At 41.3% G+C, this 12,150-nt stretch carries 9 protein-coding genes; 3 read left to right on the forward strand and 6 right to left on the reverse strand.

Features of this window, described 5'->3' with window-relative positions:
* Window positions 1-8: 8 nt before the first annotated feature.
* The 5 genes from H5116_RS09500 to H5116_RS09520 form a co-directional block, all read right to left on the reverse strand.
* Window positions 9-689: a flagellar hook assembly protein FlgD gene (locus tag H5116_RS09500; RefSeq protein ID WP_002959427.1), complete on the reverse strand. Its 681-nt coding sequence runs from the start codon at window positions 687-689 to the stop codon at window positions 9-11.
* A gap of 13 nt (window positions 690-702) precedes the next feature.
* Entirely contained in the window at window positions 703-1,134 is a 432-nt protein-coding gene (gene flgC / locus H5116_RS09505; RefSeq protein ID WP_002959429.1) for a flagellar basal body rod protein FlgC, read from the reverse strand.
* A 5-nt stretch (window positions 1,135-1,139) separates the two neighbouring features.
* Complete coding sequence (gene flgB / locus H5116_RS09510) at window positions 1,140-1,547, reverse strand: flagellar basal body rod protein FlgB (protein ID WP_002959431.1); 408 nt, start codon at window positions 1,545-1,547, stop codon at window positions 1,140-1,142.
* A gap of 145 nt (window positions 1,548-1,692) precedes the next feature.
* On the reverse strand, window positions 1,693-2,523 hold the full coding sequence (locus H5116_RS09515; protein WP_182716018.1) for a protein-glutamate O-methyltransferase CheR: 831 nt from the start codon (window positions 2,521-2,523) through the stop codon (window positions 1,693-1,695).
* 20 nt (window positions 2,524-2,543) lie between these two features.
* Window positions 2,544-3,476 (reverse strand): chemotaxis protein CheV, encoded by a 933-nt coding sequence (locus H5116_RS09520; protein WP_002959434.1) that lies wholly within the window; start codon window positions 3,474-3,476, stop codon window positions 2,544-2,546.
* Between the two features lie 140 nt (window positions 3,477-3,616).
* Here H5116_RS09520 and flgA point away from each other — a divergent pair, with 140 nt between their 5' ends.
* From flgA to flgN, 3 genes are all read left to right on the forward strand, one after another.
* Complete coding sequence (gene flgA, locus H5116_RS09525; RefSeq protein WP_182716019.1) at window positions 3,617-4,324, forward strand: flagellar basal body P-ring formation chaperone FlgA; 708 nt, start codon at window positions 3,617-3,619, stop codon at window positions 4,322-4,324.
* Window positions 4,325-4,400: 76 nt separating this feature from the next.
* Window positions 4,401-4,721, forward strand: a complete 321-nt coding sequence (gene flgM, locus H5116_RS09530; protein ID WP_002959436.1) for a flagellar biosynthesis anti-sigma factor FlgM — start codon at window positions 4,401-4,403, stop codon at window positions 4,719-4,721.
* Window positions 4,714-5,145, forward strand: coding sequence for a flagellar protein FlgN (flgN, locus tag H5116_RS09535; RefSeq protein ID WP_024595784.1), 432 nt, complete (start codon window positions 4,714-4,716; stop codon window positions 5,143-5,145). Before flgM ends, flgN begins: the two co-directional genes overlap by 8 nt.
* 147 nt (window positions 5,146-5,292) lie before the next feature.
* On the opposite strand, the gene H5116_RS09540 is transcribed toward flgN, so the two are convergent.
* On the reverse strand, window positions 5,293-12,150 hold a 6,858-nt coding region (locus tag H5116_RS09540), incomplete at its 5' end, for an Ig-like domain-containing protein (RefSeq protein WP_182716020.1).

The following is a 12,150-nucleotide window of genomic DNA, read 5'->3' on the forward strand; positions in this document are numbered from 1 at the left end:
AAAATTTATTACGCGATTTCTGCGACGTCTGTCAACCTAACCGCACCTTCTTTAGTGTTAATAATAATGCCACTTGAGCCATTAATATTAACGCTTTCAATGTTCTTAAATGTAGCAATGGGTAAGCTTGAAAATTCACCGTCAGTACTTCCTTCTGCGGTTACTGAGTATTCACCTTCAGGTAAACGCTCACCAGCTTCATTTTTGCCATCCCACGCAAAACGTACCGCACCTGCTGGCTGAGAACCCATATCAATAGTTCTTACTAGCTGACCTGATGCATCAGTAACTTTAATTTTTAAGTTATCAACGGCTTCTTCTGCCACTGCAGAGCCTCTGGCATCACCTGTTTCATTTAAATCCAGAGTGTTTGACTCTAGTAAAGCTTGTTTGCCTACAAGTGTAGATGCTTGCAGTGCTGAATTAGATGTCATTGAAGAGGCTAAAGATTCAAAGTTAGTATTTAAATCTGTAATCCCTTGCGCCATCGTAAAGCTCGTCATTTGAGCAATCATTTGGTCATTATCCGCAGGGTTACTGGGATCCTGATACGATAATTGCTGAGTTAACAAAGAGAAAAAGTCTTCTTGTGTTAACGCATCACTCTCATTATCACTGGTAGCAACTTGTTGCTCTTGCCAGCGTATAGAGTCTAAATAGGATGAAGATGTACTAATATCGTTACTCATAACCTACCCTCGGTTACCGCTGCCCTAGCAACAGTGTTTTACTTAGCATTTGCTTAGCTGCATCAGCAACTTGCACGTTTGTTTGGTAAGAACGAGAGGCAGAAATCATATTTGCCATCTCCTCTACAACATTAACGTTGGGTTTATAGATATAGCCATTTTCATCCGCACTTGGATGGTTTGGGTTATATTCAATTTGTAATGGTGCATCGCTTTCAACAATGCCCAAAACTTTAACACCAACTGCGGAGCCCTGCTGGTTACTTACTGATGCTGAAGCCTTTGTTAGCTCAGCCGCAAATACAGGTTGGCGCGCTCGGTACGTTTTGTCTTGAGATGAACTAATGGTGTTAGCATTAGAAATATTACTAGCTGTAGTATTTAAGCGAACGTTTTGTGCGCTCATACCCGAACCTGCAATATCGAAAACATTATATAAACTCATAATTTTTATCCTTGACTACCGAGAGCTTTATTCAGGCCTTTAAATTTGCCGCTTAAAAATTGCAAGCTGGCCTGATACTCCATAGCATTCTGTGTATACAAGTTTCGTTCCACTTGTATATCAACCGAGTTACCATCACCTGTATCTGATTGATTTGGCAAACGAAATGATTCTGAACTGCCCATACTATGAGTACCTCCACCAATGTGTTTATCATTAGTTCTTACCATAGTATTGCCGCTTTGCTGGGTTGACCTTGCCGCTTTTAATGCAGAGGCAAAATCAATATCTTTTGCTTTATAGCCAGGCGTATCAGCGTTAGCTATATTAGTTGCAATTAATTCAGCTCGCTGTGAACGGATCAACATGGCTTGCGGATGCACACCTAATGCTTTATCAAAACTGATAGCCATAACCTTCTCCAAAAAATTGACTTACCCATTAATAAAGCAAAAAATAAGCCATTAATATTAGGGCTTGCTATATTTTTATAAGGCTATGTATCTAAATAGAAAAACGACGCTAGGTGCGTCGTTTTAGGGAAGGAAGTTAGCTTAATTACTTCTTTTGGTAAATAATACCGGGGTTGCACCTAACCATATCAAACTCAGTACTTAGGCCAGTTAGGGACTCTGACGCGCCTAAAAATAGGTAACCGTTTGGATTTAACGCTTGTGCAAACTGGTTAATAATTTTAGCTTTTATTTCAGGCGCAAAATAAATTAGTACATTTCGGCAAAAAATAATATCAAACTTGCCCATTAACGCGTAAGAATCAAGCAGATTTAAATGCCTAAAACTAACTTGTTTTTTTATTGTATCGTTTACTTGTGCCATACCGTTACCGCTGTCTTTAAAAAACTTTTTACGACGCTCTGCAGATAACCCTCTGGCGAGTGCCAGCGCGTCATACTCTGCATTTTTACACATATCAAGCATGGTATTAGATATGTCGGTACCAATAATTTGTGCCCCCATACGAAGTATACCTGGTTGCTTAGCACTAAATTCAGCAACCGACATAGCTATTGAATAAGGTTCTTGGCCTGACGAACTGGCAGCAGACCAAATTTTTAAAGGTCTTCTTAAATCTTTAAATTCAGGGAAAAGCTTGTTTTGGAGCAACTCAAATGGGTATTGATCTCTAAACCACAAAGTTTCGTTCGTGGTCATTGCATCAACAACAGCGGCTCTTAATTGCCGCTCGTGAGGCCCGAGAGTTTTACTAACCAATTCCGATAAAGATCCCACATTAAATCGAGTCATTAACGGAGCAAGTCGGCTTTTAACTAAATACTGTTTATTTTCACCTAAAACAATGCCGCATTGCTGCTCTAAAAACGAACGAAACTGGTCGTATTCACTTTGCTGCAAATCTTTATTATTCAAGTTAGTAGCACCTATTTTTGTTAATCACAATGAACCCACTTTTTAACCGCTGTTGCTAATTCATCTGGGTTAAATTTAGCAATAAAGTCATCTGCCCCTACTTTTTCAATCATCGCTTGGTTAAAAACACCACTCAAAGAGGTATGCAAAATAACATGCAAAGGTGCAAGTTTGGGATCTGCTTTTATTTCAGCTGTTAAGGTATAGCCGTCCATTTCAGGCATTTCAACGTCTGAGATAAGTAATGCTACTCGCTCTGTAATATCATTTTTACAATCAAGCTCTGCTATTTCTTTAAGCCTAATTAAAGCTTCCTTACCATTTTTAGCAAGCTCTGTTTGAACACCTAGCGGCTCTAAGGCTCGTTTAACTTGATTACGGGCAACAGCAGAGTCATCTGCAATAAATACGATACGTTCGCCTAAATCTCTTTGAATATCGCCACTTTGTGCAACTTCAGCACTTACTTCTGTGTTTACTGGACAAATTTCGTTGAGAATTTTTTCTACATCGAGAATCTCGACTAATTCATTTTCGATTTCGGTCACTGCCGTTAAATATGAATAACGTCCGGCGCCTGATGGCGGTGGCATTATTTTTTCCCAATTCATATTTACAATACGTTCAACTCCGCCCACTAAAAACCCTTGCACAGAGCGATTGTATTCAGCAATGATTATAAAGCTGTCTTTAATGTTGTCGATTGGGCGCCCACCTACAGCCATTGATAAATCAATAACCGAAATGGTTTGACCACGAATATGTGCAACACCACGAATATACGGATTAGATTTTGGCATGCTTGTTAGTGGAGGGCATTGCAGCACTTCTCTCACTTTAAATACATTAATACCAAAACGCTGACGCCCTCTGAGCTTAAATAAAAGTAATTCTAGGCGGTTCTGCCCAACCAACTGTGTGCGTTGGTTTACTGAGTCTAAAATGCCTGCCATTCAAATCTCCTAAAGAAAACAAATAATACGGAACGATAATTGCTTTCTATTTATAAAGCTACATAACATCGCGGGTGCGTCTACTTTTTGACGCAAAATATTTATACCCTGTTTGAAACCATAAGCATAGTCGAAACATTATGAGTTTGTTAAAAAAAATCAGAAGATACAGTGTTTTTTATTTTGTTACTAGCTTGTGCTTTGCATTCCCTTTGCACGCTAAAGTGTTTAGTAAAGATTTATTACAAGACATGGCCGTTGCTTACATAGCTAAGCAGGTTGGTACATTACAAAATACTAATATTCAATTAAGTGCACTGCCTTTAGATAGTCGCATCCCTGATCGTGTCTGTAATACTGAGCTTGAATTATCAACATCCGATGAGCCACCATTTAACCGCCAAGTAACCTTACAAGCCAAGTGCAATGATGCGCAAACGTGGACTCAATACGTTCATGTAAGAGTTGTTGAAATGGCTCCAGTTGTTGTTGCCACTGCTAATTTAACTCGTGGTGAAGTAATAACTAAATCGCATTTAAGTATTGAAATGAAACCAACTCACTTTGTACGAATTCAGTACTTAGATGACCCTACAATGCTAATAGGCAGCAGAAGTAAACGAAATATTAGAAGTGGTATGCCAGTATTACTAAACCAAATTTGTATGGTCTGCAAAGGTGACTCTGTTAATATTTACGCTAATCTCAGAGGCCTTAGAATTAAAACCACAGGTATTGCTTTAGAAGACGGTACTTTGGGCGAACAGATACAAATAAAAAACAAAAAATCAGGTAAAGTTTTAAATGCGCGAGTAGATGGTGTAGAGTCTGTTCAAGTGAATATTTAATTTAGATTTATACTAAAGTATCCCACGTATATGCCGATAACATGGCATAAGTTGGGTAATATACGGGTTTATTATTATGGTTAATCAAGTTAATGGCAGTAATCAACAAGCTAATGCGTTAACAAATGCAAAGCAGCAACAAGTTGATTTAAAAAAAGATAACGCAAATACACAAGCTGCTCAGGCCCCTTCGCCTAAAGCTGCAAGTGATTCTGTAAGTTTAACGCCGCAAGCGCAGCAATTAAAAACGCTTCAAGATAAAGCACAGCAATCGCCTGGCTTTGACAGCGATAAAGTTGCTGAGCTAAAAAAAGCAATAACTGAAGGTAAATACCAAGTGGACAGTGAAAAGCTTGCTAAAAACTTAGCTGATTTTGAGTTTAACGTGTATGGCTGATCATAATAGTTTAATTAGCGTAAAGCTGAACCAACAAGTAAGTTGTTTAGACTCTTTACATACGCTATTAAACGATGAGCTTACTGCTATTGCCTCACGACGTGGTGCTGGTTTAAAAGAAATTGCCCAACAAAAAATGTCTTTTTTAACTAAGCTAAGCACTCTAGATAAAGAGCTAAGTAAGCTAATTGCCAGTAACGATTCACAAAATCCTGAAATATCTGAGCTAATAAGCCAAGTTAAAACTCAACTTGCACAATGCCAAAAACAAAATAATGTTAATGCTCATGCTGCCCGTCAAGCGCAGCTTAGTGTTAAACAATTAAAAGAGATATTAATTGGCGCACCAACGTCAATGACCTACGACCAAGCCGGTAAATCTGTAAATACCGAGAGTAAACTGGTTCGTAATTTAAAAGCGTAAGCCCAAAATTTTACATTAAAAAAGCCTTATTGATTTATCAATAAGGCTTTTTTAATGTCCTTTGTTCTTAAATTTCGTTATAAATAATATTAATTTGCTTAATAATGTAAGCCCCCTTAAAAAATAATTAAGAGGGCTTTATTGATATTAAATATCCGTTTGATTATTACTACTTTCAATTAAGTGTTTAATCATCTCTTCCGATTGATTTTGAACATCAACTGCTGGCGCTGCCTCATCAACACTTCCTCCACTTTGTGCAGGGCTATAAGCAATTGCAGAGCCTTCATCGTCAATCAAGGTATTAAGAGCAACGAGTTGCTCGGTGTCTTCGTCAATAATTACATCATTGATATTAAGGGGCTCTGTAGAGCTCATTGACACCGTTTGCTCTGTACTCGATAAAGCACTTACATTACCTAAATTAACCGTTTCTCCTAAAGCATCGCTGGTTACTGCTGCATTTGGCATAGTGGCGCCTAATGCTGCTTCTTCGCTAAACGGCTCAGCGGCTCCTTCTAAGCCAAATGTTGTATCGGTGGCACTTGCACTGCTTCCTGCGCTAGCAAGTTGTGGGTCGTTTCCTTGGTCAATAATATTGTCATTAATATCCTTAATTAAATAATTACCGGCTTCATCAACTGTGATAAAGCGATAATCAGACCAAGAACCTAAATCAAGAACTGATAATAATGAACTCCAATTTCCATTCTCATCAGGTTGAATTTCCATAGCGCTTTCTAGCACATTTAAGTTTAGGTTTAACACCTCAAGGCCAAGTAAGTTTGCTCCTACAACATATACACTATTTCCTTCTTCTACTGTGCCTTCTGCAGTTAAAGCTATTCCTAGTAAGCCCCAGTAATAGTTAGACACTTCGAAGTCTACAGGCGTTGAGTCAATCACTAACCCAGATAAGCTTCCACTTGAAGTAACATTTCCAGATTCATCAGTAGCGGTAGCCGTTACAGTGTATGCTCCATCGAGTAAAGCATTGTCTGGTGATACGCTCCATACACCTGTCTCACCCGCTGTTGTATCCTTGGTTACAACAGTACCGCTTTCATCTATAAAGCTTACGGTAATATCTTCATTTGCTCCTGCGGTACCGGTGATCTTAGGTGTGCTATCGGCTGTTAATTCTAAACCAGAGTTAATTACTATGCCTGAATCAACTATGCTGCTTATAGATTGCTCGCCGATATTACCTGCATTATCAAGTACGCTTACATCAACACTGTAATTCCCTTCACTAAGAGGCTGCGAAGCTGTAACACTCCACGACCCATCTGTGTTTACTGTTGTTGAAACATTGTGTGTTTCACCTAGTGCGTCAGTAAACATCACCATAACTGCAGCTCCAGCAAAACTTCCGGTTACCGAGCCTGTAATAGTCGGTGTGGTATCTTGGCCTACTGCAATAGGGTCTATAAATACAATAGGTGCTGTGTAATCAGTACTTGAAACCATGGTATCGCTTGATGAGTTTCCTGCAGCATCACTCACTGTTGCAGTAGCAGTAAAACCGCCTTCACTAAGCGGCGTAACAGCTGTGACTGACCAAGTTCCGTTACCTGCCACTTGCGCAGTTAATGTTTGCGAATCACTATTAGCATCAGTAAGTACTACGCTTATGGTTGTACCTGCCGGAGCATCACTTGTACCTGAGATGGTTGGCAGTGAGTTATTCGTAACTGCAAGTTCATTAATTTCAATTGTAGGCGGAGTTAAGTCAACTATGCCATTAATACTTGTAGAGCTTGTAAGGTTTAAGTTTTCGACTGTCGCATCAACCGTAAATGCACCTTCAGCTAATGGAGTGGTCGGTATTAATGTCCATACACCAGAAATAGCTTGAGTGTTATAGGTTGTTGCATTACCACTGCTATCTGTAATAACAACTTCTACATTACCGTTTATTACATCGGTAGTACCACTAATAGTAGGGGTTGTATCGCTTGTATCTATTATTGGGTTAATTAATAGACTCGGTAAAGTGGTGCTCACAACGCCCGTTTGCGTCACCGTTGCTATATTGCCTGCGTTATCAATACTAATAGCCTCAACGGTTAAATCGCCCTCAGCAAGTAAAGGTGCAACAACAAGCCACGTGCCATCTCCTAATACCGTTGTGGTAACTTCATAAAGTGTGTTTGTAGAGTCGGTAACATTAACCGTAATTAAGCTACCTATTTCTTCGTCACTGGTGCCAGTAATAGTAGGCGTTAATGTATTAAGTACACCAAAGGCGTCTATTTCTAACGATGGCGGTATGGTATCAATCGTCACTTGCTCAGTAACAGACTGGCCTACATTACCCGCAGCATCAGTAATACTTGCGAATACACTATATATACCATCAGGTAGACTAGTGGTTACTAATGACCACGTGCCATCGCTACCAACAAGGGCATCAAATACTGTTGCGTTGCCGTTACTATCTATCACAGTTACATCAATGTCTGTACCTTGAGCTTCTTCAGAAGTACCAGAAATAGTTAGAATGTCAGTATTGCTGATGCTCAACGGTAAAATATCTACCACAGGCACTAACGTATCAACAACAAACTCGAGCGTTTGTGTTACTGCATTGCCGGCATCATCAGTGATACTCACGTTGGCAACATGCTGTCCTTCAGTCAGCGCATCAACTTCCAGTGAAAATAGCCCTGCTGCATTCACTGTTGTTGTTAGTACTGAGCCTCCATCCAGCTGAATCTCTACCACACCATTAATTAAATCGCTAGTCCCTTGAATAATTGGAGTAGAATCTGACGTTGTACCAATCACTTGCAAATTAAGCGTTGGCGAGATGGTATCTACTACACTGCTTATCAGCTGTGTAGCTGTTATTCCGACTTCACTTAATACATTTACAGTTACAGTAAACACGCCCTCAGCAAGTAATTGAGGAACCTGTACAGCCCATGAATTATCTGCCTGCACTATGGCAACCAAATCTTGTGCTATGTTATCGCTATCTACCACTCTCACTAGCACTTCTGTGCCTGGGGCTTGGTCGGTCGTACCGCTAATTATTGGTAAATCTCCCTCGCCAGTTACAAAGTCAACCACCGCATTAAGTAACGGCGTTGAAGCATCTACATCTGCAGTTGTAATAGTGGTGGTGTTACCCGCTTCATCAGTTGCAGAGGCTTCAACAACCGATAAGCCAATAATATTAACCGCTAGGCCTAATAACACCCAATCGCCATTGGCATCAGTTGTTACATCGTATGTTAAGTTAGCCAAATCACCTGCTAATTCTAAATTAACAGTGACTGTTTTACCTTCACCTAAATCAGAAGTACCAGATAAAGATACAAGCTGCCCTAACACGAACGAAGGCACAATAGTAAGCTCTGGCCCTACTGTATCTACTTCGCCACCCGTTTTACTATCAACAGAGGTATTTCCTGCGCTATCAGTAATCGTTGCCGAAACACTGTAAACACCTTCTGCTAATACGTTGTCTGCAGCGGCTTGCCAGTCTCCATTAGCATCCGTTTGCACGGTAATTTGATGCGATGCACCAGCTGAGTCCGTAAACGTAACTAAAACGTTTGTATTTGGCTCGTTTGATGTGCCATTAATTAATGGCGTGCTGTCTTGGGTAAGTATTAATGAACTTTGATTAATACTAATTTCAGGAGCAATTGTATCGATGGTTGCTGTATTTGTTGCGTCCCCGGTATTACCCGCGCTGTCAGTAACAAATACTTCAACTGAATAATCTCCTTGTGAAAGAGAATTACTTGCCTCTACAGACCATATACTACCCGTTTGAACAGTTGTATTTACAGTATGCTTATTCCCGAGTGCATCGGTAAATACCACAGCGACTGCATCACCTACCATGGCACCTGTCACGCTCCCTGAAATACTTGGAGTTAGATCGGTACTTCCAACAATATCGTTAATAGTCACAACAGGTGCTGTTATATCAACTTCCCCTGTAATACTTGTGTTTACAGGATTACCTGCAGTATCTGTTGTTGAAGCTAAAACCGTGTAAGTGCCCTCGCTCAACTCTGTACTTGCAGCGACTGACCATGTGCCATTTGCACCAACAGTAGCATTAACCGTTTGCTCTACACCTAAGCTATCTGTAATTAAAATAGCGACTATGGCGCCTTGTGGAGCTGTAGTTGTGCCTGAAATTGTTGGCGTTGTATCATTTGAAATTGTAAGCGGTGTAATATTAAGGGCTGGTGGAGTTAAATCGATAACACCGCTACCTGTTGTATTACTCGTTAAGCCTCCTTCAGTAACACTTGCCGAAACAGTAAATTCACCTTCAGGTAGAATATCTGTCGCATCAACACTCCAAATCCCACCTACCACAGTTGTAGTTACAGTATATGAAACGTTATTAACGTCAGTTATAACAACCGTGATTTCTGTATTATCTGCCGCACTACTTGTGCCTGATATTGCTGGTGTTTGATCGTTTGTATCAATAATTGTATTAATATTAATTGTAGGCGCATTGGTATTTAACATTGCGGTACTATTTGCAACTGATTCATTCCCTGCGGCATCAGTAACACTTGCAGAAACTGCGACTTCACCATCAGTCAGTGCATCTGTAATATCTACAGTCCAAGCACCACCTGCACCAACAACAGTTGTGTAAGTCTCGGTACTATCTCCATCGGTCACAGTTACTGTAATACTCGTGTTTTCAGGTGCATTGGATGTGCCTGAAATAGTTGGCGTGCTGTCATTAATTGTACCTAATGCGTTTATAGTAATACTTGGTGCTTGAGTATCAATAAAGCTCGAGCCTGTATCCACTCCTTGATTGCCAGCATCATCGGTAATACTTACCTCTACATCATAATTACCATCAGGCAAACTTGGCGCCGTAACTTGCCAATCGCCGTTAGCATCAACTATTGCAGTTAAAGTATGTATATCACCGTTGCTATCTGTAATAACAATATCGACCACCGTATCCTGTGGTTCAGTTGAAGTACCATTTATAACTGGTGTCTCAGTGTTAAATACAGTTATGTCATTAAGTACAATAACAGGTACTTGGGTATCAATTGTTAAATCAATAGTTTTGCTGCTGGTATTATTAGCATCATCGGTAACACTTACTTGAGCCGTATAATCACCATCAACAAGTGCTACGGGGACATCTACTTGCCAATTGCCATCAGTACCCACTGTTGCTGTTAGTGTTTGACCGCCGATAAGGATGGTTACATCAGCACCAATCTCATTACTCGTGCCTGAAATTGTAGGGGTTGTATCTATTGTCGCGTTAACTTCGTTCACAATTAATGTAGGAGCAACGCTATCTATTTCACCTTGAGCCTGCTGCGTTGTTAAATTACCAACACTGTCTCTAACCTCTGCAACAACAGTGTATTGACCTTGCGCTAGCTCTGCTGGTACAGCAACAGACCAGTCGCCATCGGCTTGAACTGTCGCAGTAAACGCTTGGCTTTCTCCTTCACTATCAGTCACGGTTATATTAATTACCGTGCCTTGCCCCATATCGGTGGTGCCGCTAATTACTGGCGTACTATCATTCGATAAAGCATCGACACTAACGATTAGTTCTGGTGCTACGTTATCAAAATCAAGTGTATTGATTGTTCTGACATTACCAGCGGCATCCGTTGCACTGGCAGTCACATAGGCAAGGTTTAGTAAAGGTACTGTTATGTTTGCAAGCCCCCAGGTACCATCAGGATTTGTCGTTGCTGTATAAGTTGCGCCAACTAACCCACCAACTAGGTACTCTGTAATAGTGATTACAGAGCCTCCTGATAAATCAGAATCCCCCGAAAGAGAAACTAAATTACCTAATAAAAACGATGGAATAATTTCAAGTTCAGGAGCAGTTACATCCACTTCGCCACTGTCAGTGCCGGTACCTGTGTTGCCTGCGGCATCGGTGATGCTGGCGCTAACGCTATAATTCCCTTCGGCTAATGTGCCTGTTGGTGTCGCACTCCAGTTACCATTGACATCGGTTTGTACATCAATGCTTTGAGTGGCATTTGTTGCATCTGTAAACGTCACCGTGATGGTGCTGTTAGGTGCATCACTGGTGCCTGTCACTGTGGGCGTGCTGTCATTTGTTAATAATGGCGCATCTACACTCACACTTGGTGCTGTGGTATCAATGGTGCCGTTGCCGGTAATATCGGTGCTGTTACCTGCCACATCGCTAATACTTGCTTCGATGCTATACGGCCCTTCTGCCAGTGCAGTCGGCACTTCTATAGAGAAGTTGCCGTCTGCATCAACCGTGGTGGTAAAGGTTTGTGTATTGCCTTGATCGTCAACAATCGTGAAGTTAATAACCGTGCCTTCAACGGCATCACTTGTGCCACTGAGTGTCGGGGTGATGTCATTACTTGAGCCTGGGCTGGTAAGTACAAGTGTCGGTGCAGTGGTATCTATTTCACCTGCGCCTGTGGCGGTGGTGTCGTTACCTGCGGTATCTTCAACACTCGCGCTAATAGTGTATGTACCTTCTGCAAGTGCTACCGGTACAGGGATTGACCACGTGCCATTGGCTAGTACGGTGGCGCTCATTGTTTGCGCTGCGCCGCTGCTGTCGGTGACAACAATGGTTACTTCACTGCCTTGCGGTGCATCGCTGGTACCTGCAATCGTTGGCGTGGTGTCGTTCCCTACACCGTTGTCTGTAATAACAAGGCTCGGGCCAGTAAGGTCTATCTGACCTGTCTCGGTGGCGCTGCCGATATTACCTAGACCATCATCTACCTGTGCGGTGACAGTATATTCGCCTTCGGCTAAGTCAGTTGGTGCATCGACACTCCATACTCCACCCGTTACGGTTGTATCAACAGTCGTAATATTCCCTGCACTGTCTTCAAACGTTAAGCTAATGGTGGTGTTATCTGCCGCATCGCTTGTACCATTAATGGTTGGGGTGGTGTCGTTGGTGTCAACCAGTGCATTAATACTAATGCTTGGGGCCGTGGTGTTGAGTGTTGCGGTTTCACTTAATGTAGTGGT

It is taken from the genome of Pseudoalteromonas sp. SG45-2, from assembly GCF_014164115.1.
Lineage (GTDB): Bacteria > Pseudomonadota > Gammaproteobacteria > Enterobacterales > Alteromonadaceae > Pseudoalteromonas > Pseudoalteromonas distincta.